Source organism: Paenibacillus sp. UNC496MF, from assembly GCF_900113915.1.
GTDB classification, from domain to species: domain Bacteria; phylum Bacillota; class Bacilli; order Paenibacillales; family Paenibacillaceae; genus Paenibacillus_Z; species Paenibacillus_Z artemisiicola.
The window spans coordinates 1-25,650 of the sequence record NZ_FORE01000019.1; the positions used below are offsets into that span (position 1 = coordinate 1).

Below are 25,650 nucleotides of genomic sequence, written 5' to 3' on the forward strand. Positions count from 1 at the left end.
ACATCGTGAGGAATTCGCGCGGCAAAGACGTCAACTCGTGGTCGGGGAAGATAAACAATTCGTGTTCCTAAAGCCAGAGCTGCAGGGAATCGTGCGGCACCGCGGCTGGACCCGAAAAGGTCTGCTGCGATTGCCGGAGTTTGTGCAATTCTGTTAATAGAAAAGCCTGTTAAACCGTTTCTAAAGAGCAGCCGTTAGTTAACGTTGGGTTCATTCATTTACTTTTTCACAAAATACTGATTTTTCGAACATGTGTTCGTATTTTGGTTAATAGAAAAAGCAACCGGGCGGCATGACTCCCGCAGGTGTGGCACCTTTTGAATATGCGAATGGACTCCTTTTGGTGTGGCCTTTCTTTGTTCTCAGTGTTTCAACTGGGGTTGATGGAAGGACAGTTGCTGGCTGTCGTGGTACAGCATTTCCACTATAAATGACCCTAAATAGGCCTGATATAACTATTTTGGGCATATTCTTGTCTAACACATAGCCTACAACCGGGTCTTCTCGTCGCCTTGAAATAAACATCTCTCACACCATTTCACTACGCCTATTAGATGTCTCCCGTTATTACCTTCGGACTATCTGCATTTTATGTCTAAATGATCTTCTTTAGACAGAAAAAATTATGACGAGTAGAATGAAGATACATAAAATAGTTGCAATCTACTTGCTCCGGTTAACAGAATAGCGCACTTCAATTTATTACAGTCCTAACGATTAACATTCTCCAATTACAAACAAAGACACGAAAAATATAATAAACAAGACAGCGCTTACAAATTAGCGTTTATCCAAAAGGGGGTTGCAGCATTGAAAAAACGATTGGGCGTTTGGCTTGTATTGTTGCTTCTGATCAGCATCGTTAGCGCTTGCGGAAGCAGCAACAGTGCATCGAATTCGGGCAATAACACCGGTGCTTCGGGCGGAGACCAGGCCGTCGATCCGCCGAAAAAAGTGGAGCTTAATCTGATGTTGACGGGACTTGGACGATTCAAGGAACAATTCGATCAATATTTGAAGCAGTTCGCGGCCAAAGAGAAAACGGACAAGGGGATCGAAGTGTCGTATAACCTGGAATTGCCCTCGGACGCGAATCTATTGAAAACGAGGCTTGCCAGCGGAGACGCGCCGGATATCTTCTCGTTCCATGCGGCCTTCGACGGACCGACTTTCGAGAAGGGCGGATATTTGCCGGATCTCTCCAATGAACCGTTCGCAAGCAAGTTAATCGACACGATTCGCAACGTCGTCACCATCAATGACAAGGTCATCGGCGTTCCGATGGAAAGCTTCTCCTGGAGTTATCTCTATAACAAAGACATTTTCGATAAGTACGGCTTGAAGGCGCCGACGACGTTGTCGGAAATGAAGCAAGTCGTCGAAACCTTGAAGAGCAACGACGTGACGCCGTTTATGCTGGCCTACAAAGAAGAAAGCTTCCCCGGATGGCTCACGCAGCTGGCCTTTGAATCGGTGGCCGCCAAGCAAGACCCGGATTGGTGGGAGCGCATGAACAAGGGAGAGGCTTCCTTCAAGGAGTTAAAGGATAAAGGCATGTTCGACATTATCGATCTGGTCAACGCCAACGGAACGAAGCGCCCACTCGAGATCGGCGCGGATGACGGCCTGGCGAAATTCGCCAACGGCGAAGGCGCGATGCTGATTACCGGCACGTGGTACGCGGACAGCATTCTGAAGGCGAATCCGAATTTCAAGCTGGGTCTTGGCGCGCTTCCCGTCAATGATGATCCCGATTCCACGATGGTGAACTTGGCCGTATCGACGACATTGACTGTCTATCCGGACAGCCCGAACAAAGCGGTTGCCACCGATTTCCTGAATTACATTTTGGACGATAACGACTCTTCGGCTTTCTTCGATCAATTGAAGTTCAACAAAGTCGCCAAAAATCAGAACATCGAGACGTTCCCTTGGACGGAACAGGGCAATCAATACGTGGAAAGCGGACATTCGTACCTGGATCAATCGATTCCGCAATCGGCGAACGAGGCGATTGGTAAAATGTCGCAATCCTACTTCTCGGGTCAAATCACGCAGGATCAACTGGTCGACGAAATCGACAAAGTCTGGAAGAAATCGATCGAGCTTCAAAAATAATGCAACGGAGAAAGCGGCAACCGCTTGCGTTGTCGCTTTCTCGTTAGTTAGGCGGTGATAGAGATGTATCGCGCGTTAATCAAACGACCCTGGATGTCCCTATTGGCTTTCGCAGCCCCGGCATTGGTATTTTACGCGATCTTCTTGTTGGTTCCAACGATCGGCGGGATTTACTACAGCTTCACAGATTGGAACGGTTTGTACCGGCATTACAATTTCGTCGGTTTTGCCAATTACATCGAATCATTCACCGACGATTCGAGATTCATCTATTCGTTGTTCTATACCTTGAAGTACGTGCTCGCAATCGTCATCTTGCAAAATGTAATCGGTCTCTCGCTGGCATTGCTGGTGGAAAGCCGGATGCGAACCAAATCGCTGTTCCGGACCTTGTTCTTCCTGCCCAACATGTTCAGTGTCTATATCAGTACGCTGATGTGGACGTTCATCTTTTCGACGGTTTTCCCCCAACTCGCGGAGAAGACGGTGCTGCACATCCTGGACCAGCCGTGGCTCGGCTCTTCTTCCATGGCGTTCGTATCAATCCTGCTCGTATCGGTGTGGCAGGGTGCCGGTTATTTGATGGTCATCTATATCGCGGCTCTGCAAGGCGTGCCCCGGGATTTGCAGGAGGCCGCGACGATCGACGGCGCGACGACCTTTCGCAAATTCCTGCACATTACGCTGCCGATGATCATGCCGGCCATCACGATATGCGTGTTCTTGACCTTAAACGGCTCCTTCAAAATCTTCGAGGTCGTCTATGCGCTCACCGGTGGAGGCCCGGGTTATAGCACGGAAGTCATCGCGTTCAACATTTATCAGGAAGGCTTCGCGAGAGACTTGCGTTACGGCTACGCGACCGCCAAAGCGATGATTTTATTCTTGATCATTCTGGTCATTACCGTCACCCAGGTGTCCGTGCTCAAGAAAAGAGAGGTAGAAGCATGAGGAAAAAGAATCGGCTGCTTTCGTCGCTCATCGTCCTGCTGCTGATCGCCGTCACGATTTTCTTTATGTTTCCCATCGCGCTTGCGCTCGTGAATTCGCTCAAGACGCAAGGCGAGATGTTCAAATCCGTGATCGAGTGGCCGAAGACGATGCATTGGGAGAATTATAAATACGTCCTGACGGAAGTTCACATTCTGCGCAGCTTGTATAACACGTTCATTATTACGTTCCTGTCGATTGCGGGCATCGTCGTCTGCAGCGCGCTCGCCGGTTACAAATTATCACGTACGCCGGGGAAGCTTAGCGCGTTTCTATTTTTTCTGTTCCTGTCGTCCATGCTGATTCCCTTTTATTCCATCATGTTCTCGCTGATCCAGGTCGCTTCCGGTCTTCAAATCCAAGGCTCGGTGTATCGTTTGCCTTTGATTTACATTGGCCTGGGCGTCAATTTCGCAATCTTCCTCTACCACGGGTTCGTCAAATCGATTCCGCGCGAATTGGAGGAATCCGCTCAGATGGACGGCAGCGGACAGCTGAAGACGTTCACGAGCATTATTTTCCCGCTGCTTATCCCGATTACGATGACGATCGTCATCTTGGATATTCTGTGGGTATGGAACGACTTCATGCTGCCGCTGATCATGATTACGGATTATAAGAGCTACACGCTCGTTCTGCTGGCCAGCACGTTCTTCAGCTCGTATTCGACGGAGTGGTCCTACATTCTGAGCATTCTGGTGCTGACGTCGCTGCCGGTAATTCTGGTTTATCTCGTTTTCCAGAAATATATCGTTCAAGGGATTGCGGAAGGGGCCATAAAAGGATAACGCGTATGACCTATTCTAGATATTTCCAAATGCAGCGCAATCATTTAATCGTTACAATAGAAATCAATCATCATCTACGGGAGTGAACGGAATATGGCACGAACAGCGTTAAACGTCGGCATGATCGGCCTGGGGGAAGTCGCGCAGGTCATTCACCTGCCAGTATTGCAATCGCTTGCAGATCGTTTCCGGGTGACCGCTTTATGCGATATTTCCCCCCGGCTGGTCGAGCATCTGGGGCAGCAGTATAACGTCGAGAACCGGTATACGAACATGGCGGACCTTGTCAAGCAGCCGGACATCGACGTGGTGTTCATCTTGAACAGCGACGAATATCATGCCGAATGCGCGATCGAGGCGATCCGCCATGGCAAGCATGTGTTCATGGAGAAGCCAATGTGCCTAACCGCGGCGGAAGCCGATGCGATCATTACTGAGCGCGACCGGCATAACGTAACGGTAATGGTTGGCTACATGCGGCGGTATGCGGCTTCCTTCACCGAACTGGTCAAGGAAATCGGCGGGTTGGACCAGATTGCATACGCACGCGTCAGAGACATTATTGGACCTAACGGTTATTTTATTCGGCCGACCAGCCCTACGGTCGCTTTCGACGATATTCCGAAATCGGCCAAAGCCGATCGAGCCGCCAGGTCGGAACGCTTGGGCATCGAAGCGACTGGCCTCGAGCCGAGCTCTCCGTTGTTCGGCGTGTACCGCTTCCTGACCGGCTTGGGCAGCCATGACCTGTCTGCCATGAGGGAAGCGCTAGGAATGCCGCTCGGCGTCGTCGGAGCCAAGGTCACTCAGCAGCCGGGCAGCATTTTTCTGACCGCCATCTTCGATTATGGCCGATTTTCCGTTACGTACGAGACCGGGATGGACCAACAAGGGAGGTTCGACGCCCATATCGAGGTGTACGCCAGCCGCAAGTCGGTGAAGGTGCAGTACGATACGCCTTATATCCGCCATCTTCCGACCAAGCTGTTCATTAACGAAACCGAGGGCGAGCAGTACAAGGAATCCGTGATTCGGCCGACGCTTACCGATCCCTATACGCTGGAATTGAACGAACTGTACGAAGTCTTAACGGAGAAGAAAACGCCGAAAACGACGCCGGAAGACTACAAGAATGATCTTCGAATCTTCGGTATGATCATGGATTCGTTGAAGTAGCCGATGTCGAATCGTCTGCGCTTAAAATTGCTCGCGGCTTTCCAGTCGTTCATTCAATCCTTTTCCAGCAGCATCAAGCGGAAGCTGTTCCTCGTCATGATGCTTCTGACCTGCTTGCCCTTAATCGTGCTGACCGTCGTGGCCATCCGTAACGCCGAGGATCGCCTGGAGTCGGAAATTACCCGTTCCAACCTGTCCAAAATCGAATGGACCGGTTCCTTTGTCGACGATCAAATTCAGGTCTTGGATCAGATTTTGTTTTCCTTAATGAACGACCAAGCCGTTTCAACCTTTATGGATGCCGCGCAGAAGCCGGACGATCCCGTCGAATTCCCGGTACAAAATAATCTGTTCGATAAATTGTCGGCGCAGTATGTTTCCAATCTGAAAAGCTTCGACGAAATCCAATTGTTCAAGAAGGATGCAGGCAGGGTATACGCCATCCGTAGCGGCGAAGAACGCATCTTGAACGATCAAGGGTCGGTCGCGCCGTGGAATGCGCTTGGCGGCAGGAAAGCAGCCTTTATCGCCGATCCCGATCCCGGTCATTTCACGATGTATCGTTCCATCTACCGATTTATCGGACGCGATTTGGAGGGCGGCATTGCGCTGCAGGTGAACTGGAGCATGTTCAATCCGCTGTTCGAATCGTTGAAAAGCGGCGATTCGGCAAAGATTCTGATCTTGGACGATACGGGGAAGGTCGTGCTCGAACCGATGGTGAGCGGGGCTGCTACGGCCGTCCCGGAAGACATTATTACGCGGATTCACGGCCATTCAGGCGACCATTTCTACAAAAGCGGCAAGTATTATGCGTTCTATCAGCCATTCGCCGGAGGCAAGATGACGCTTGTGAAATTGATTCCGACCAGCGTCGTCTCCGAGAGCGGGAAGAACACGATCTGGTTCAGCATCTGGATCGTATCCATCCTGATCGTCGTTTCGATTCTATTCTCGATCATTGTTTCGAACAAGGCGACGGCCCCTATTCTGAAGCTGGTCAGGGCGATCACTTGGACGGAAGAAACGAACAGCGAAATCTACATCGGCCATGAACGGCAGGATGAAATCGGCTTATTGGAGCAGAAATACGCCCAAATCATCAAGTCGCGTTACCAGATCCATATCGAGAAACGAACGGCGCAATTAAAAGCGCTGCAAGCGCAAATAAATCCCCACTTCCTGCATAACACGCTGCAATCGATCGGCGCGATGGCGGTCGTGAAGGATGTTCCCGATATTTACCACATCATTCAGGCGATGAGCAGCAATCTTCGTTATACGATGAAAGTGGGCGGAGATTTGGTCGAGCTGAAGCAAGAATTCGAGCATATTCGCAACTATCTGGTCATACAGAAATTCAGGTTCAAAGATAAAATCACGGTGGAATGGGAGGACGATTCTGCGGCGGGCAGCGGTCTGATTCCTCCGTTATCGCTGCAGCCCATCGTCGAAAACGCGTTCGAGCACGGTTTCCGCAATAAAAGAGGCGGTTGGGTCATCCGCATCAAGACAACGTGGGAGCCGGACAAATTGCGTATTGAAATTGCCGATAACGGAACAGGAATGTCCGAGCAGTCCGAATTCGAGCTGAAGGAGCGTCTGTCCCGGAACATCGAAGACATTATCGAATCGAAGGAAAGCATGGCTTTAAGCAACATTCACGCGAGAATGAAGACGCAATTCGGATCCGAATTCGGACTGGAAATCGAAAGCGAGTGGCAGAGCGGGACCCGGGTTACGCTCGTGCTGCCTAATCTGTCTGCGCAGGGAGGGGGATTCTCTTGACTAACTTACTTATCGTCGAAGATGAATCATGGACTCGCGAATTGATCAAGCAATTCGTTATTCAAGCCGACATGGACATCGAGGTGATTGGGGAAGCGGACAACGGGGAGGATGGCTTGCAGCTCATCCGCGAGAAGCATCCGGATATCATCATCACGGATATGAACATGCCGGTCGTCGACGGCATCGATATGCTTCGCCAAATCGAGACGGCTCAGCTGGATACGAAAATTATTGTACTTAGCGGGCATGACGACTTCAAATACACGCGCCAAGCGATACGCTCCGCTGCCGTAGAATACTTGTTGAAGCCGGTCGACCCCGAGCAGCTGAAGCAAGCGTTGAAGCTCTGCCTCGAGCAGCGCCAACGCCAGATCTCCGAGGCATTAGTGGCGCTTTCCCCCGAGCTGCTAACCGTTCTCAATGACTATAAACGGAGCGTTTCCGCCCATCTGAACGAATTGGCCGTTAAATCGGCTGAAGACGCGCTGCTGGAATGCATCTCTTACGTGGACGCCCATTTTAATTGCGGCGCTCCGCAGTGGTTTCGAATTTATCATGAGTTCTTGATTATGCTGGAGGAATTCGCCGCGATGGAGTGCGCGGAGCTGCTCGACGTGCTGCGCGATAAATTCATGAAAGCCTATGCGCCGCAGCAGTTTGCCGCCGCGGATATCGCCGAAGCCTTGCTCGGCATTTACCGGGAAGCGATGGGCAGCATCATCTCGAGCAGGAAAGAGCGCAAAAAACTCAATCTGAATCTAATCTTCGATTACGTTCAGCAGCATTACGCCGATTCGATTTCATTGGAAACGCTTGCGCACCGGTTTTTCGTGAGCAAGGAATACCTGAGCAAAATGTATAAGCTCCGATTCGGGGAGAATCTCATGGAGCAGATCATCCGCCTTCGCATGGAAGCGGCTAGATCATGGGTGATGCAGGACGGCACGCAAATCAAGCATATCGCGAGAAGAGCAGGGTATGAAGACGTGTCCTATTTTCATAAACTATTTAAAAAGCATTACGGGGTATCCCCGATGGAAATGAGACAAAAGGAAGAGTCGACAGGAGGCTGCTCGTCATATGAAGAACATTGAGGAGAAGCGGCAGGACGGCAGCTATGCCGGCGCCCGAAATTCGCATGTCGCGTTTCCGCTCGGAGGCATCGGCGCAGGCATGTTTTGCTTGGAAGGAACGGGCGCGATGACTCATTTTTCCTTGCGCAACGCGCCGGACGTCACCCACGAGCCGATGATGTTCTCCGCGCTCTGCGTCAAGAGCGAGTCGGGCAATCTGGCGAGGGTGCTGGAAGGGCCGGTGCCGTCCTGGAAAATATTCAGCCATCGGTCGGATCGGTTCGTCGGGCCGGGGAATGGCTTGTTCGGCAAGCATTACGGGCTGCCGCGATTTAAGGAGGCGGCGTTCAGTTCCCGGTTTCCGTTCGGAACGGTGGAGCTGCGAGATCCCCAAATTCCGGTCGACGTATCGATCACCGGATGGAGTCCGTTCATTCCGCTGAACGCCGACGATTCGAGCTTGCCCACGGCCGGCCTGGAATTCACGTTCTCCAACGCGACGGATCGGACGGTAGAGCTCGTCTATTCGTTTCATGCCGCCAATTTCTTGGCAGCGGACGGCTCCGGCAATCATCGCATTGTCCGATCGGATTCGGGTCGGGGCTTCAGGCTGGAGCAGCCGCCGATCGAGAACCGCGGCTGGGAGCAGGGGGCATTCAGCGCCGTCACGGACGATCCCGGAGCGAAGGCGGACTGCGCATGGTTTCGCGGCGGCTGGTTCGATCCGCTCACGATGATCTGGAACGATATCGCCGCCGGACATTACCAGGAGAAAGCGCCGGTAGCGGAAGGCAAGCCCGGACCGGGAGCGAGCCTTTTCGTCCCGGTGGCGCTTCTTCCCAACGAACGAAAGACGGTCAGGCTGATGCTGTCTTGGTGGGTTCCGGAGACCAACCTAACCGTCGGTGTTCCCAGTCCCGCCGCTTCATCGCAGGAAAAGGTAGATGGCAAAGGTCGTGCCGTACTGGAATTCCATAAACCTTGGTATGCGGGAAGGTTCGCCGGCGCCAGCGATGTCGCCGATTATTGGCTCCAACACTACGACCGGATGCGCAAGGAGAGCCGCGACTTTACCGACAGTTTCTATGGGACGTCGATGCCCGCCGAGCTCGTGCATGCCATCGCGGCAAATCTGTCGATCTTGAAATCGCCGACCGTGCTCCGTCAGACGGACGGCAGGTTCTGGGGCTGGGAGGGAAGCGAGGACACTCGGGGCAGCTGCCACGGTACCTGCACGCATGTGTGGAATTATGCGCAAGCGCTTCCGCATTTATTTCCCGAATTGGAACGAGGCGTTCGCACGACCGAATTCACGGAAGGACAGGATGAGCGGGGACACCAGAATTTTCGCATTCCGCTGCCGATTCAACCGGCCGACCACGACTTCCACGCAGCGAGCGACGGTCAGCTCGGCGGCATCATGAAGGCGTACCGGGAGTGGCGGATCGGCGGGAATACGGAATGGCTCTGGATCCTGTGGCCCAAAATCAAATCGAGCTTGGACTATTGCATCGAAGAATGGGATCCGAAGAAGGAAGGGGTGCTATCCGAGCCGCATCACAATACGTACGATATTGAATTTTGGGGACCGGACGGGATGTGTTCCTCCATCTACGTTGGCGCTTTGAAGGCCGCTTCGCTGATGGCGCAAGCGCTCGGGGAAGCCGACCCTTACGGTTCCTTGTATCTGCGAGGCAGGCATTATTTGGATCACGTGCTGTTTAACGGAGAATATTACGAACAGCATATCGTTTGGGAAGGTCTTCGGACGCCTTCTCCGACAAGCGGCGAGCAGGCGTGGAACGTCAATTACTCGACCGAGGCGATCGAGCTCTTGAAGGGACAAGGCCCGAAATACCAATACGGCATGGGCTGTCTCTCCGACGGCGTCATCGGCGCTTGGCTGGCCGAGATGTGCGGACTCGGCGATATCCTCGACCGCGACAACGTCCGCAGCCACTTGCTCAGCGTATACAAGTATAATCTCAAGCGCGATTTATCCGACCATGTCAATCCGCAGCGTCCCGGTTTCGCGATCGGCGACGAAGGCGGGCTGCTGTTATGTACGTGGCCGAAGGGCGGCCAATTGGCGCTTCCGTTCGTATACAGCAACGAGGTGTGGACGGGAATCGAATACCAGGTCGCCTCTCATCTGCTCTCGGTCGGCTGCGCGGAGGAAGGATTGGATATCGTGCGAATCTGCCGAGACCGCTACGACGGCCGGACACGAAATCCTTTCGACGAATACGAATGCGGCCATTGGTACGCACGGGCGATGGCTTCCTACGGTTTAATTCAGGGATGGAGCGGCACGCGTTACGACGCGATTGACCGAACGCTGTACTTGTCGCCGAGGTCTGTCGAAGATTACGGCAGTTTCCTCTGCACGTCCGGCGGCTACGGCATTGCAGGCATGCGCGGCGGCAAGCCGTTCGTCGACGTCAAAGCGGGCAAAATAGAAATCGATCAGGTGCGCGTCATCTGATTGCGAATAGCTAAATGCTGTGCACCGTGCACCGGTTGGCGGCATAAAGGAAGAAGTCTCCGACGCACGCATTCATTGCGGAGTTAGAGACTTCTTTGGATTGAGCGCGGATCACTTCAACGTCGAAATGGAAGGTTTGTCGCGCTAGATATTTCGTTATATTAATCTTCTTCTTCTGCCCACATGCAGTCCGTTTGTTGATGTATGGCTATCGTCCCGGCCTCGATCTACGGGGCAATGCCCTTTGCCCAAAGCAATCCGGTACTCCGTGCAGTCTTTAGATCCCACGAACAAACCCATTTTCGTGTTACATGAGAAGCAGCTAAGCAGCTTGTTTCAAAAGTAGAGCACGATCCGGCTCGTAAGCTTCACCGCTTGGTGCCATGGCAACCCAAAGGCGTGCAAACGGGCATAACTGAATCTACTAAGTCTACTATTTTGGATGGATAGTGATCGTTATGCGATTATGGAAGGGTCCAGAGGCGAAAGCAAAATCGAAGAAAATTGTGAAATTTGAGATGGGTGTTCGTGTTCCACCAAACAAGAATTGGGACAAGGACATGAAGGAAATTCGTAAGAGCTTGAAACGAATGGGGAAATGATGGCCGATTTTGTGGCCATCTTTTTTATTTCAAGATGCATGAGCAGCTGATGTGATGCAACGTCGTTTCCGCGATAATATCCAGCGATAAAAATTTCCACAATTTAAAATAATTAAATTCGACAACGGTATTCGACAGTAAATGATATCAAAATTGTATTATTGTAAATTGGTAAAAATTTATAAAAATAAAATGCATTTTTTAAGGGGGATAGAGGTAGTGGGAATGCTTTAGGGAAAACAGCGCATTTTTGTAAGGATTGAATATGAGGAGGATTAATGTGATTAGGAAATATCTCATGTTTGGTGCAATTCTACTATCCTGCCAAACGTTCGTCACACCACAATTTGTGACAGCAAGTAGCAATGTTACCCAAAATAATATTGTCAAAAACGAAGCAATGATTAATTCGCAAAATTCGAGTGCAAAAGACATTGTGCAAAAGAAGATCGACAATCTTATCAATCGAAAGGCCATTGAGATCCCTAGCCTTAGGACAAGCAATGAAAAACACTTTGTCCTACCGAACGGTAAATATGAAGCTGTGATTTCTCCCTATGAGCTTCATTACTTGGATGAAAACAATGAATATCAGAATATCAATACAACATTAGTCGCTGAGAATCGATTGGCCAGCATAAGCTCAAAGTCTAAAGAGTTAATAGTTAAAAATAAGACTGAGACTGATGAGAGTGTGAGTGCGGAAAATGCAGAAGACGGAAAGAGTTTTAGAGCCCCAAGAGTTCCCTTTGATGTACGAGTACCTCAAACGTTTAATTTAGGGTACTCCATCTCAAAAGGAGAGGATAACATTGAGTTTGTACCCGTAGAGAGCTACGATGTCATCGGAAGTCAAACATCTCTTTCAACGATCTTCTATAAGGACGCCTGGGAAAATACAGACGTATCACTGGAGGTCCAGAGAAACGGGATTAAGGAAACCATTGTGCTTAAGAATGATTTGTCTCCTAAAAAAATTTCATATGAAGTAATCGGAGACATCGACGGCAACTTAACATCTGATGTATTTAGCATACTTCCAGCGTGGTTGGTGGATGCGAAAGGTACGAAACGCGTGGTAAATCAACAGCTTCGAGAGACGGATAATAAGAAGTACATAGACTTAGAAATAGATGCAGTAGGACTTACTTATCCCATTACCATTGATCCAACAACAATAACCTCTACAATCTCTGGTGTAGAAAATGGAAAAGTATACACATTTGATGTTCCGAAAAATGCTACCAATATTAGTGCGAGTGCAACGGTCACTTCACAAGACTATTCTAAGATCACATCTGTATCCAAGACAGGTACCACCACTTCAAGCAGCGGGACAGTCGTCCCAGCCTCAAATGTTAATACAGCCTTTTCTATTACAAATATTAATGTCACTGCAACCATAACTAACACGAGTGGCTCTAGTCCTGGAGATCCTCCTGGACAAACAAGAACTACTGAACCTTCTGACGTAGGTATAACCTCAACGACAACCACCTGTTTCTCCAAAGATTTTGCATCAAGCTATGCCTCAAGTACGTTTGAAGCCAAATACACTTCTATCTTTTCTGGAGGCATAAAGAATCATTGTGAGCTCTTTGTCAATGGAGTAAGCAATGCTTCAGTCAACGCTCCGTTGGGAGTACTACAATCAACAGGAATCAAACTAAACATCGCGCAAAATATCTCTTTAGTAAATGGTAGCTTTAAATTAAATAACGGCAGTACAAGTTATACCGTTGGTAACTTATCCGGAGCCGCTTCCAAAGTTATTCCTCTTGGTACCGGTATAATACCAGGAACAAACTCAATTGCCTTTAGTGCAGCTTCTGGCAGTAAGGCCAACATTGTCATCAGCGTTACGTATACACTCGTTACACAGCTCGTATCCCCAAACGGCGGAGAAACCGTTGATGCTTCAACTCCTATCCAGTGGTTAGCCGGTGAAGACCAGAATAAACCACAATCCAGTTTGCAATATCAAATTCAACTCTCTGGAGACAATGGGGTAACATGGAAAGATTTGCTCTCCCTAACTCCACCGGGTGATACATCAGCCACAATAGACTTTCGTACAATTGCGCCAACTACAACTGCTTTAATAAGAATAAGATCTTTTAATGGAACAACCTATGGTGCATGGGATGAATCGGATGCTGTGTTCAGTGTTCGTCATTTAGCGACAACGTATGAATACGACCAAGCAGGAAGATTGGCCAATGTATATCTTACTAGCGGAAAGAAAATCACCTATACCTATGATAGTAATGGAAATCTGATTTCAAAAGTTGTTTCGTAAATAGGGGAAATGGTCTGAAATTTCAATTAAGGTGGAGATAACTTGAAGAAGAGACTAAGATATTTGGTTGTATTAGTAATTGTCACTTTACTCATGACGACTACTAACTATCAATCCTGGGCAGCACCAAATAGTGGTACGGGTGAGGCAACGCCAGATGTCAATGTAAATAATTATAATTCTTACAATTATACAGAGCAGCTAAACTTTGAGGATGCGGAACGACAATGGATTAACGATCAGATTAATTTCGGTCTTGCACAAAATGCTGGCCGAAACGAAGAACCGGATATCAGTGCAAACCCATCATATGAGGAGCTTGTTAGTTCTCAAGAAACAAGTGACCGGGATTTAACGGAGCGGTTAATACGGCTTAAACAGCGAGAATTAGATGAAGCCTTGACGAAACAAAACGAAGAACTTACGGGTTTGAATTTGGAGGCAGTCTCTACTGAAACGCAGGTTAGTGAGGCGGAAATCCAAAAAAAGCTAGATCAAGGATTTACATTGGAAGAAGCAACCAGTGGCACACAATCTGCAGAAGGCAGCCGTGCTGCGGGGGCAGCAGAACCTAGGACGGTCATAAATACGTCCGAAACTGCCGAAAGCCAGATTTCATCCGATTTAGGTGACATTGATTTAACGGTAACGAATGATTTTCAAACGGAAGCCTTACCACCGCAGCCTGAAAAGCCAAATCTTGAATTGTTGAAAATTAAAGGAGATGAGGCTCCGTATAAAGTTAGCCAGGACACAGAGGATGTATCCACTGTATCCGGTACGTTGTCATTTACCGAACCGGACCTAACCCTTCCCGGCCGTAATGGACACCGTTTTACGCTGACCCGTTCTTACGACTCGGGGGCATCGCAATTATATGAAGCCGATGTTAAAGAGAATGTATCCAGTGTCCCGATCTATAACATTAACACGAATTATCAAGTCGATGTGTATGGCAATGTGTACTATCTAAACTATAACTACCATGTATTAAATGTGAAGTACAAATGCAGTGATAACTCTTTTGTTTTGCAGGAGAGCGAGTGGTTTGATCCATCAACACCTACTCAAAGATCTTTTTCATCTGAAAGTGAACGCGCAAGCTTTTATAATTCCTTAGTTCAATACAAAGAAGAAGCAGGTCCGAGTTACTGTTCGACCGATGACCGCTACTACCTGCATAAATATTATTTAATTCCGGCGTTCACTTCCGCTTATCAATACTTAAGGACAGAATCATATAGAGAGCCTGATGGTCCGTATCTTTTATCGGATGCACAGAATGCGGTAGCCATTTTCAACAACAAGAAGGGCTCGCAGGCGTTTAGTGAATCTGATGCAAATTATAATCGCTACTACAAATATGATTATGCATCTTTAATTACGACCCCAATTGATACGTTTGATCAAGTTTCATATTCAAATAGTATTGTAGACTCTAAAGATCAGAAGCGTGCACCGCTGGGAATCGGCTGGTCGTGGAACATCCCGTATGTGACTTTTGATAACGGAACGTATATTCATCTGGCAGACGGCGGTTCATATCAAGTTGAAGCAGGCGTACTAAAAGGATACCCGTGGAAGGATCTTACTTTAGCAAGCGATACTTCGGTCACGGTTAATGGGCTGAAATCTGCCCAAGTCCTGCGAAATAGTATTACGGGAGAAAAACAGTATTTTGATGACAAAGGGAAAGTGCTGCAGATTTCCGATGCGTACAATAACAATACGTCCTTTCAGTATGCAGATGTTTCTCCTTATGGGACGTTATTAACTCAAATTACAGATGCGATTGGTAATCAAATTACAATTCAGTACACGTCCTCCGCGGTTACGCTCACGATGGGGGATCGCCAGGTCATCTACAAAAAGACAATTCAAAATGGCAAAGAACTACTTACTCAAGTCATTGATCCCTTAAACCGGAAAACAACCTATGATTACTCCATCGCCACAGCAAAGTTTGACTTGCTCTCGACAACGCCAACGACGCTTAACCCCTATGCTTTAATTACAGGCGTGACGTACCCGACTGGAGCAAAGTCTGTTTATGAATATGAGGCTACGCCGGTCAAGCGGTATACAAGTGCAAGTTCCGTAAATGAAGCCTATCGATTGGCTGTTCGTAAAGATGTCGTTACATACTCCGACCAGACAACTTCTGACGCGAACCGTATGGCTTTTATCTACCCAACAGACATGGGGAACTCCTATAATGTCGATATGAACTTTACCACGAAGACCATTCGTGGACAGATTGAAACGCTTTACACGTACAAGAAAGACTTCATCGATAATCAGACACCTCCAATGATCTATAATACCAATATTGAAGCTTCCGATTTAGCCATTAAACAGATAACCAACAATACATTCGATGAAGCGAGACGAATTCCATCTCCGATTTCCACAACATCCTATTATCGTTCAACGTCTGCACAATCGGAACCGATCATGGATTCAAAAACGTTTGATGATTATGGCAATATACTCACGCGTACAAATGCGTTAAATAAAACGACCACGTTTACGTATGATCCTACAACGCACTTTAAATTAACCGAAACGTGGCCAGTCTCAGCTACTGATTCTCTGTTTGTTGACATGATTCGTAACGCTCAGGGAGATGTGCTGGATTATAAACTGAAATTAAACAATGCGGCAGGTGCTGTACTCCAGCGGTCGACGTACGATTATGACGGCTTTGGGAATGTGGTTGCGACAACGGACTTTGATACAGCAAGACAAGCCTTAACCACGTATGAGTATGATCCTGCCTACGGATCTGCATATCTGACTAAAGAAACCGCCCTCTACAAAGATGCTGACGGGGTTCAACAAAGCAGCAGCACCTCTTCGACGTACGATAAACTATCCGGAAACATGCTGACCTACACGGATGGTCGATCTAACAAAACATCGTACCAGTACGATAAGCTGGATCGTTTGACGAAAGTAACCAATCCGAATACTTCTTGGAATAGTCTTGTTTACGACGATACAAATAACCAAGTGACTCAAACCGATGAAGCAGGGGTGCAAACAAGAATCACTTGGGATGGCCTGGGAAGGCAGATTAAAAGTGAAATATATGAAAAAGAGCCTACTGATGCAGCGCCAAGCTTCAAGGCGAAGAGCAAAACCGGTTATGATGCTTTAAGTCGAAAGGCTTGGGATGAAGATGCTTCTGGAGATCGTACGGCGTACACGTATGATAATTGGGATCGGCTTATCAAAACAACGAATGCCGATTTAAGTTTCAGTCAAGTGGTGTATGACGACATTCTTCATACTATAACTGAAGTGGATGAAGAAAATAATCCCGTTAAAAAGCAATTGGATCATCTTGACCGTGTCACAAGTGAACAGGAATTAGAAAATGGTACTTACGTAACGAAACGGAGTACTCAATATGATGACGCGGATAACATTACTCAGATTTCGACTTTCGATGCCCCAGGTGTAGAGAATGTTACCAAGTACTCCTATGATGTGTTAGACGAATTGCGCAGCGTAACCACACCCAAGAATGAATTATTTACGTATGCCTATGATCAACTTGGCAATTCTACTGGCGTGACCTATCCAGACAATAAAAAGTTGATTAAAGAGTACGATGAAGTAGGAAATCTAATTAAGTATACCGATGAAGCCGGTAAACAAAAAAAAATGTATTACGATGCGGAAGGTAATCTGTCGAAGTTAATTGATCGCAATAACAAAACCTTTACGTATCAATATGACACCCAGAATCGCTTGCAGTATCGTTATGGTCCAAGTGAGACAATAAGTTATGTGTATAACCCAGATGGAAAACGTAAAACGATGGCGGATAAAACCGGTACTACCCAGTATGATTACGATTCCTATACCGGTTTGCTTAAAAGCAAGACATATCCAGATGGAAAGACAGTCCAGTATACCTATGATTTACGAGGGAATCGAACAGGATTAACCGATCCTTTTGGAAGAGCAATTGCCTATTCGTATGATACGGTGAATCGCATTAGCACCGTGAAAACGGATAATCAATTATCTGCAACTTACGCATATTATCGAAATGATAATGTTAAGACAATTACGCACGCGAATAATTTTACTAGCAATTATGTATATGACGGTTTGGACCTCAAATCACTCCAACATAAAAAAGCAGACGGGACAGTAGTTAACTCCTTTGACTATGAAAGCGATTGGAGCAGCAATGTAACAAAGCGTACAGAAAATGGAACGATCAACAATTATACGTATGATAAATTAGGGCAAATGCTGACGAACACCCAATTTCATGAGACCTACGGTTACGATGCAAGAGGAAATCGAACAAGTCTGATTTCAGATGCGACACCTTCGATTGATAATTTCAATTACACGTATGATGAATGGAATCAATTAACGAAGGTCACCGACAAAGATGCTGCCACTATCAGTTACACGTATAATGGTGATGGTCTGCTTTATGAACGGACTGCTGGTGGTACTAAGACCCGGTACTATTGGGATGACCAGCTCTTGATTGGAGAAGCGACTGTTAATGGAACAACGGTTACTCCGAAGGCTTCTTATGTGTATGGTAATGGTTTACTTGAACGAATTGATGGAAACAATCTAACAAAAGCGACTTATCTGCTCAACGGACATAATGATGTTGTTGAATTAAGGGATAATGCAGGCACAGTCTTAAATAAGTATACCTACGATATCTGGGGCAAGCCGTTAAGTGTGAGTGAAACGATCGATAACCCGTTCTGGTATTCATCCGAATATTGGGATAAGAATAGTGGGTTACAGTATCTTCGTTCAAGATGGTATAATCCAGAATCAGCTAGGTTTACAAGTGAAGATACGTTTGAAGGTGAACTTAAAAACCCACTAAGCCTGAATTTGTATACGTATGTTATGAATAGTCCACTGCGGTATACTGATCCAAGCGGGCATAAACAACATATGTTAGATTATGGAGGTGGTGGAGATGAATACTACAGACCGGCAGTATCGCAAGCCGGTGGCGGTTCAGGCGGTAGTGGTGCTGGTGCTCGTTCTCTGCCGCAATCAGCAAGCAGAGGCTCGGCAGGCACAAAAATTAATGTCAATTCTTCGAAAAGCGGAAGTAAAGTCCCCAGTCAATTGACCAGAGGGCAAAAGTTTGAAAAAGATGTGCTTAAAGAAAATAATCTGAATAAAAATGGCGGAAAAGGTACTACTGAAAAGATTGGAAAAAGTATCCCTGATAGTGTTAGCAACGGCAGAATAACCGAGGTAAAGGACCAAAAATATATATATAATAATAGTCAAATGAGAGACTATGCTAAAGATGGACGACCAATCGATTTGTATGTCTCTCCAAAAACTAAGGTTTCTAAAAATGCTCAGGCAACAGTTAGAAATAGTGGGGGAAGTATCATTGTACGAAAAGGGACTAATAGTTACGCTGCATATTAATCTATCTTGAGGAAGGAGTGAAGATGTTGATTACAATGTCTTTTTATTTCAACTCTTTTATCGGAACAAAAGAAAAGGCGGCTTTATTTCTGGAAATACTAGAAAAACAAGATTTATTACCGGACAAAGTAGGAATTTATGAACCTTTGAAAGTAGAATTTAGTAAGGAAGTAGCAATTGAACTCTGGTCAAAAGCAGAACAAGGTAAAGATAGGATAACTGGAGGATTGATGGGTAAAAAGAAAAATCCTTCATTTTCTTTCATTATGGAATGGAATAAAGGCCAGAAATATATTCGACCTAATTGGGTGACATTGTATGTTGCTGATAATGCGTTTAATAAATCTCAACAGAAGTTTATTGAACTATTCTTACAAATTAATGATAAATTTAATGGACTGTATTCATATATTTCTACAGAGAAAGCAATTGATCGGCAATTTGTTCCAGGAGGATTGGACACTAGATTACCAGGAGTTTTTTGGTGTAATTACTTCAGTAAAACATATGTTGACTTCTTTGGAGAGAAAAAGTTACTAAATGGGCCGTGGTTTAAATCGGAGGAATATTCAAATGCGATAGTAACATTTCTCACAAAATCTCCTGCCGATTCAGACAGTGATGAAAACTTAGAGAATGAGTTAAAAAGATATCTTGGAGAGAATTCTTTTGGAGATAGAAAATATTATCTCGACAATCTACGAGAGATTCAGGTAAAAAATGTTCCTAAATTTGAGTTGATAGAAATTAAAATCTGAATAGGTTGAGGTGTTCGTACTTTTTTAAAATAGAGCGCCTCAGTTTATTTATCCATCAGGGAGGCGCTCTTATTGAATATATTTATTGAGGCCTAAACCGGTACCGGGAAATCGCTTTCTGCCGCGCTCTGGAGCGCCGAAACGGTAAGAAAATCATTCTACGTGGAGAAGCCTTACGCGTGCGCCGCGACGATGCGAAGAAGGTGATCGAGCTAGCGCAGGCTAAAAACCTGCGCGTTGGTGACGCACCGGATACGTTCTTGGGCGGCGGTCTGCAGACTTGCCGTAAGCTAACCGACGAAGGCTGGATTGGGACACCGTTCTCTGCAGATGCCCGCATCATGATGGGTAACGCAGCCGATTAAAGCAAATAATCCTACCGCTAAAAATGATAAAATTATAGTATCGGATTTGGCATGGGATATAGAAGATATTAAGTAAAAGGATTGGTTCAAATTATGGAGATAGAAGAAGAGTTAGTGTCAATGCTCAGCTTACTGTTTTTTGTGATTATAATTCCATATTTTTTTATAGTGCTCTACTACGTCATTAAGACTAAACATCTCTTACTAAACTTTTTATTTTTGCAGATATTTTTCTTGGTTATAGCCTATTTTACTGCTATCCATTGGTTAAATGATTCCACTAATACAAACTCTATTATGGAATCAGAAGAAAACTCACTTTATATTGGATTAGTAGTGCTTTTTTGGGCAGTGAGCATGGTCTGCCTTATTATTGGACTACTAGGACTCATAAAAAGGAACAAGAAGGATGTTTAATTAGTGATTAAAAACCGTCGAACTCAACGACGGTTTTTTTTTATGCTATCGAAAAAATGGGTTGTAGCAGTCAATCCGGGAGCCGCCGCCGCCCGCCGGTGACTCGTTCGGGAGAGGCAACGGGACATGTGTACAAAATCCGAATTTTGTGCAAAAGTATTAGATTAGCTGCTAGAACAAATCTCTGGCGCTGCTGCTTTTCAATCGTCTCGATCCTGACGGTACGGGCTAATGTCACCTACCTCTTTGCTAGGAAACCTGCTATAGTGCCTCTTCCAATCCCTTTAATGGTCCAGCAATTGTGGCAATGTGGAATCTGTATGAGTAATTCATCCAATCTTTCTTCCAGCTCGAGTTTGCCATCGCGAGACAAGCCCAATTCGGCATATACTTGCTCCAGCTGCTACTTAATCATTCTTCAAAGTCATATATCAGCGGTACTTGATGTGCGCGAGCCGCATGTTTGAACTTTGCAATGTCTACACCTACAGCTTTCAACTCCGTTAACTTGGCCATATGTTCAGTTCATATTGGATGGCCACGTAAACGAAAACTTTCTCATCCTGACTATAGTCGTTGTCCGAGTGTCCCTTCACCCTCCACACGACTGCGGAATCTGGGGGAACAACCGCTTTACTGAACTCAGTACTATCCGGGTATTTCCCCGTTTCTTCCGGCGATTGATTGTCTTCGCCAACCGTTGTCAGACTAAGGTCATAATCTACCCCCGCTGGGGAAATCATGGAGACCGTAACGGTTCCGTGGAAACCTGCAGGCGGACTCCAAGATCCGCTCAATTCTTGTCCGAATGACGAAATGTATCCGTAATATAACGAGTAATCATAAGTGGATCCGCCGTTTGAATAAGATTTGGAATCGGAAAGCTGGAATGAGCCCGTTTGGTTCAGATCAACCTGAACGGGAGCATCACGGTCTGTCATTGTTCCGTCTCCCAGTTGACCATAGAGATTATCTCCCCATGTCCAGATGGTTCCGCCTTTAATAGCCATATTATGGAGATTTCCTGCGGCGATGGAGTCTACCGAACGAAGACCCTGCACCTGAACCGGAGGATCTGCACTCTCGACGCCCAGTCGGCCATCCCCCCATGACCAGACGGTCCCGTCGTCTTTAAGGGCCAAATTATGATCACCTGGTGCAGTGATGGCGACTGCCGTATGGAGACCCTTCACCTGAAATGGCGGATCTGCTCTATATCCCTGCGATCCGTCCGTTTCCGTTTGGACCCCCCCCCATTCCCAGACAGTCCCGTCGTTCTGGAGTGCTAGACTTTGATCGACCCCGGCAGCGACTGCGATCACCGATTTGAGGTTGGGTACTTGGGTAAGATTCGTCATTTCATATAGAGGGCCGATACCAATCTGGCCTGTACCATTGGATCCCCACGCCCAGACGGTTCCGTCCTTTTTGAGTGCCAAATTATGTTCACTGCCCGCGGCGATCGCAACTACCGAATCGAGATCGCGGCCTACCGAATCTGTCGTAATTACTTTAACGGGGGTATGACGGTCAATATTAGTCCAGTCGCCAAGCTGGGCCCAGTTGTTACTCCCCCACGCCCAAACGGTTCCATCGCTTTTGAGGGCCAAATTATGATCACCGCCCGCATCGATGGCGACTACCGAATCGAGACCCAGCACTTGTACGGGTGTATCCCGGTCTGTCGTACTCCCATCACCAAGTTGACCATGGGAATTGCTCCCCCACGCCCAGACGGTTCCATCGCTTTTAAGGGCCAAACTATGCCAACTACCTGCAGCTACATTGACCACATTTGTGATGCTCTTGACCTGAACGGGGGTGACACGGCCTGCCTTACTTCCATCGCCGAGCTGGCCGTCCCAATTATTTCCCCATGCCCATACTGTACCGTCACTTTGGAGAGCGATAGTATGAAAATCCCCTCCATCAACCTGTTGCACCGATTTTTCCGCAGCAGCCGCTATGTTGGATACAGATACAAGACCAACAAGCAGACAGATGATAATCATGAATTTTTGAGATTGTTTTATCATAATGATTCATTCTCCTCTCATCTTGTTCAGACGCATCTAAACCAACCTTTCGAGCATGACCTTGGCAACAACCCCACATCATAAAACCGCTCGATCTTGGACTTGGGTCAAACGGGTGCGAACGGTCCCCTGGGACAGCCTCTTTAGCAACTAAATTTTACCATGCAATAGTCGGGTTTCAATGTGCTGATGGGACTACTTTGCCCGTAGCTTATCACCGACTCAGAATTATCATAATGGCCCGCCGACGCCGGCAGGCCATTATTTGTTGAACTATCGTATCGGTTCGTATTATGAGGTCACCATTTTATTGAAATAAGTTTTGTCCATTACCCAAGACAAGAACATAGATTGTTTCCGAAAGGCTCTGAGATTACAAATTCTTCGACTGGGATTCCTATAAATCCTGTGGCGTGGGATCTAACGAGCCCTTATTAGAACGTGCAGATCCACTTCAATCGGTTAAGGAAAATATGTCGGACTATTCTCCGAAACCTTGGCATCGGATTGGTGTCGGGGTAACACCACTAGCAAAGTCATTAAAAGCGCGCGACCGAATGCATCTCCCGTGAGTTCCAATACATTACCTACTCGCATCATCATCGGCCATGAGGTGTATCCGAGCAGCGGGACCCACGCTTCTAGTACCGCCCCGATCAGTGCAAGGTACAGACCTGTAGCCCAACGTGAATAGCGCGTGAAGGCAATGACCGGCAGAAGGGCACACACAAAGAGGATTCCGCGAGATGCTTCCAGGATCAGAGTCGTAGTGGTCGAAGGAACTCGGGTGTGAAGCGTCGCCAGGAAGGCTTGGTCGTGATAGTAGGCGTGTTCTATCGGTGTAACAAGTGCTCCGAACAGCAGATATATAGCGGCGTAGGGCACACCCGCAAGGACAATTCTCCAAACCCAGGATGTGAACGGACGTTCACTAAAGATTTCCCCCAAACGGGAGGTGCAGCGTGCCTTCACGGTTGCCGGAAAGAGCCACGCAATGATGCACGCAATGATGGTGAGTGGAAATGCCTCAATTATCAGAGCTCCGAATAGTTTGGCAAGCGTTAACAGTGTGGTATAGAAATACGCCTCAACGAGGTCGGCCAATGCTCCAGTGACATATAGCGGAACGAAGATGGCCAGGAAGCGCGAAAACGGACCCGTAACTTGGCGAGCCAAGGGAAACATGATCCCAACGTACAGGACGCCGGAGAGTACTTGAATGGTGATATTTTGAATGGAGAAGGTTTTTAGTCCTGCGTTTGAAGTTAGTAACGCGCTGAATGCCGTGAGTACCCCCGCAACCAGTAAAGCGCCGACGAGGCCGCGGATGATAAGGTGGATTCTGGGTATCTCCTTTTGACGAGCGGGATTTTGTGCTACATGAAGTGATGAACCCTTCATCCATCCATTTTTAGACAAGCTACGACTCGGTTGGTAATACCTCAGCAGAATTCCGCGACCCAGGAACAGCCCAAATATAGAGAAACAAATCTGGACCAATAGAGATGTACCTGAATTCTGCAAATTGGAGACATGACTCATCGCAATGAGTGTCTTTAGTGCAACGATCACCCCAAACGACGCGGCAATCACTGCGGTCCGCACTTCGGCAGTGATGAGTCCCGCGTAGAAGTTGGCGATGGCGCGTCCCTGCATGACTCCAGCACAAAAGCTCAACACAGCGAAGCTCGCAAGCAACATCCAGTCCATTAGGCGCAAACCCTTTAGGTTCGATCCCAGCGCGACACCGACAATTAGCGCAACTATCGCGATCCGGATGAGTCGATCTCTCATGAGATATTCATCTCCTTCATTTGCCGATCTCCCGATGTGCCACGATGCGGCCGATATCCGGTGCGATCATTGCCCCCATGTCTCCGCCCTGCACCCCATACCCCTCATAACCGAGTGCTTCCATCAGTTGGTCAGCGCAGCTGCAGCACGGCTCGGTGTCCATCCTGTTTCCGTCGTCGGGCCGGACAGTCCTAAACTGGGCAGGGACGGAATGACGAGGTGATAGGCATCCGACGCGGCGCCGCCAAAGGAAGCAGGATCGGTCAAGGGACCAGCGGGTCATGCGAAGCCGAAGATTCAGATCATCCAGCTCGGTTTGGGAAACCTCAAAGCGGTACTGCCGGATTATGCTTACAGTGGATGATGTGTTTTCGTGTTCATCGTGGATATCCTCCTATAATTTGTTTTGGCTTATGTCCTCATTGTAAGGAACCCTTTCTGACAACTATCTGTCAGAGAAAAAACGGCCGCCAAAAAAAGTCGAAGGAATTCCACCGAAATTGTAAAATATGGTTTAGAGGGGAGGGACACACCTTGAAGATTGAGAGATTGTTCGGCATTACAATGATGCTGCTCAGCCGGCGCCGAGTGAACGCCCAGACGCTGGCCGAGAAATTTGAAGTTTCACATAGGACGATCTACCGGGATCTTGATACGATCAATGCCGCAGGAATCCCCATCGTAGCCTTTACGGGGAACGACGGGGGTTATGAAATTATGGAGCAATTTCGCATTGACAGGCAGATTGTCACGCTGGAAGATCTCCAATCGATTTTGTCCGCGCTCAAGGGCGTTCGTGCGTCGCTGGATGATGAAGAGATGGACGACCTGCTGACCAGAATCAAAGCGCTGATCTCCCGATCCGAGCAGAAGCAACTGGAGGAGACTGGTGAGACGCTCATCTTCGATACGAATTTATGGCACGGCGGCGGCATCAAGGATAGAACGATACTCGTACAGCTCCGTCAGGCATCCAGAAACCGCACCGTCGTTTCCTTTACTTACACCAATACGGAGGGAACCCATGAGCATCGGGAAGTCGAGCCGATCGGGCTTGCCTGGAAGGGATACGCTTGGTATTTGTACGCCTATTGCAAACTGCGCGGCGATTACCGGACATTCCGTCTTTCCAGACTGACAGAGCTCCGCGTGCATTTGGAGTATTTCGCAAGCCGCGGCGTGCGCATGGAGGAGCTCGACACACGCTGGGGCAATCAGGAGACCGGATCCGTCGTCGAGCTTCAACTGCTATTCCGACCACGATTACGCGTACGTGTGGAGGAGGCTTTCGGACCGGCCAACGTCGAAGTCCGGGATGATGGATCGTTGCTGGTCCGAGCCAGCTGTCCGGACAACCACTGGATGTACGGAATGATTCTCTCATACGGTCCTGACGTTAAAGTTCTGGAACCAGCCTTTGTGGCGGATAAGATCAAGCGCATGGGCACACAAATCACGAGCTTGTACGAATAAATCACTGGTCCCGGTCCGGTATTGAGGTCACAGCCAATGGAAA

15 protein-coding genes are annotated in these 25,650 nt (G+C 47.7%); 12 read left to right on the forward strand and 3 right to left on the reverse strand.

Annotation, left to right across the window (positions count from 1 at the left end; translation table 11 throughout):
• Positions 1–810: 810 nt before the first annotated feature.
• The 11 genes from BMZ79_RS29085 (at position 811) to BMZ79_RS29135 (ending at position 19,887) form a co-directional block, all read left to right on the forward strand.
• Complete coding sequence (locus BMZ79_RS29085; protein WP_090647508.1) at positions 811–2,118, forward strand: ABC transporter substrate-binding protein; 1,308 nt, start codon at positions 811–813, stop codon at positions 2,116–2,118.
• A 63-nt stretch (positions 2,119–2,181) separates the two neighbouring features.
• Positions 2,182–3,069, forward strand: coding sequence for a carbohydrate ABC transporter permease (locus BMZ79_RS29090; RefSeq protein ID WP_090647511.1), 888 nt, complete (start codon positions 2,182–2,184; stop codon positions 3,067–3,069).
• Positions 3,066–3,896, forward strand: a complete 831-nt coding sequence (locus BMZ79_RS29095; protein WP_090647514.1) for a carbohydrate ABC transporter permease — start codon at positions 3,066–3,068, stop codon at positions 3,894–3,896. Before BMZ79_RS29090 ends, BMZ79_RS29095 begins: the two co-directional genes overlap by 4 nt.
• Positions 3,897–3,989: 93 nt before the next feature.
• Positions 3,990–5,072, forward strand: coding sequence for a Gfo/Idh/MocA family protein (locus BMZ79_RS29100; protein ID WP_090647517.1), 1,083 nt, complete (start codon positions 3,990–3,992; stop codon positions 5,070–5,072).
• Between the two features lie 3 nt (positions 5,073–5,075).
• Positions 5,076–6,860 (forward strand): cache domain-containing sensor histidine kinase, encoded by a 1,785-nt coding sequence (locus BMZ79_RS29105; RefSeq protein WP_090647520.1) that lies wholly within the window; start codon positions 5,076–5,078, stop codon positions 6,858–6,860.
• On the forward strand, positions 6,857–7,957 hold the full coding sequence (locus BMZ79_RS29110) for a response regulator (protein ID WP_090647523.1): 1,101 nt from the start codon (positions 6,857–6,859) through the stop codon (positions 7,955–7,957). The genes BMZ79_RS29105 and BMZ79_RS29110 overlap by 4 nt, the downstream gene beginning before the upstream one ends.
• Positions 7,944–10,421, forward strand: a complete 2,478-nt coding sequence (locus BMZ79_RS29115; RefSeq protein ID WP_090647525.1) for a GH116 family glycosyl hydrolase — start codon at positions 7,944–7,946, stop codon at positions 10,419–10,421. Before BMZ79_RS29110 ends, BMZ79_RS29115 begins: the two co-directional genes overlap by 14 nt.
• Before the next feature lie 882 nt (positions 10,422–11,303).
• Positions 11,304–13,322, forward strand: coding sequence for an RHS repeat protein (locus BMZ79_RS29120; protein WP_177222405.1), 2,019 nt, complete (start codon positions 11,304–11,306; stop codon positions 13,320–13,322).
• Between the two features lie 93 nt (positions 13,323–13,415).
• On the forward strand, positions 13,416–18,764 hold the full coding sequence (locus BMZ79_RS29125; RefSeq protein WP_218154823.1) for an RHS repeat-associated core domain-containing protein: 5,349 nt from the start codon (positions 13,416–13,418) through the stop codon (positions 18,762–18,764).
• Positions 18,765–18,787: 23 nt separating this feature from the next.
• Positions 18,788–19,522, forward strand: a complete 735-nt coding sequence (locus BMZ79_RS29130) for a hypothetical protein (protein ID WP_090647534.1) — start codon at positions 18,788–18,790, stop codon at positions 19,520–19,522.
• A gap of 179 nt (positions 19,523–19,701) precedes the next feature.
• The gene (locus tag BMZ79_RS29135) at positions 19,702–19,887 is read left to right on the forward strand and encodes a hypothetical protein (protein WP_090647537.1); all 186 of its coding nucleotides are present in this window, start codon (positions 19,702–19,704) and stop codon (positions 19,885–19,887) included.
• Between the two features lie 920 nt (positions 19,888–20,807).
• Here the strand turns inward: BMZ79_RS29135 and BMZ79_RS29145 are convergent.
• The 3 genes from BMZ79_RS29145 to BMZ79_RS34875 all read right to left on the reverse strand — a co-directional run bounded on the left by BMZ79_RS29145 (position 20,808) and on the right by BMZ79_RS34875 (position 24,297).
• Complete coding sequence (locus BMZ79_RS29145) at positions 20,808–22,340, reverse strand: RCC1 domain-containing protein (protein WP_090647543.1); 1,533 nt, start codon at positions 22,338–22,340, stop codon at positions 20,808–20,810.
• A gap of 462 nt (positions 22,341–22,802) precedes the next feature.
• Positions 22,803–24,134: a hypothetical protein gene (locus BMZ79_RS29150; protein ID WP_090647545.1), complete on the reverse strand. Its 1,332-nt coding sequence runs from the start codon at positions 24,132–24,134 to the stop codon at positions 22,803–22,805.
• Between the two features lie 16 nt (positions 24,135–24,150).
• Complete coding sequence (locus BMZ79_RS34875; RefSeq protein ID WP_218154824.1) at positions 24,151–24,297, reverse strand: hypothetical protein; 147 nt, start codon at positions 24,295–24,297, stop codon at positions 24,151–24,153.
• 371 nt (positions 24,298–24,668) lie between these two features.
• Between BMZ79_RS34875 and BMZ79_RS29155 the strand changes: the two genes are divergently transcribed.
• Positions 24,669–25,607 (forward strand): helix-turn-helix transcriptional regulator, encoded by a 939-nt coding sequence (locus BMZ79_RS29155; RefSeq protein ID WP_177222407.1) that lies wholly within the window; start codon positions 24,669–24,671, stop codon positions 25,605–25,607.
• Positions 25,608–25,650: the final 43 nt, after the last annotated feature.

Coding starts and splice junctions, on each gene's coding strand:
- BMZ79_RS29090 (WP_090647511.1), top strand. CDS start 2,182: ATGTATCGCGCGTTAATCAAACGACCCTGGATGTCCCTATTGGCTTTC.
- BMZ79_RS29095 (WP_090647514.1), top strand. CDS start 3,066: ATGAGGAAAAAGAATCGGCTGCTTTCGTCGCTCATCGTCCTGCTGCTG.
- BMZ79_RS29100 (WP_090647517.1), top strand. CDS start 3,990: ATGGCACGAACAGCGTTAAACGTCGGCATGATCGGCCTGGGGGAAGTC.
- BMZ79_RS29105 (WP_090647520.1), top strand. CDS start 5,076: ATGTCGAATCGTCTGCGCTTAAAATTGCTCGCGGCTTTCCAGTCGTTC.
- BMZ79_RS29115 (WP_090647525.1), top strand. CDS start 7,944: ATGAAGAACATTGAGGAGAAGCGGCAGGACGGCAGCTATGCCGGCGCC.
- BMZ79_RS29125 (WP_218154823.1), top strand. CDS start 13,416: ATGACGACTACTAACTATCAATCCTGGGCAGCACCAAATAGTGGTACG.
- BMZ79_RS29130 (WP_090647534.1), top strand. CDS start 18,788: ATGTTGATTACAATGTCTTTTTATTTCAACTCTTTTATCGGAACAAAA.
- BMZ79_RS29145 (WP_090647543.1), bottom strand. CDS start 22,340: ATGATAAAACAATCTCAAAAATTCATGATTATCATCTGTCTGCTTGTT.
- BMZ79_RS29150 (WP_090647545.1), bottom strand. CDS start 24,134: ATGAGAGATCGACTCATCCGGATCGCGATAGTTGCGCTAATTGTCGGT.
- BMZ79_RS34875 (WP_218154824.1), bottom strand. CDS start 24,297: ATGGACACCGAGCCGTGCTGCAGCTGCGCTGACCAACTGATGGAAGCA.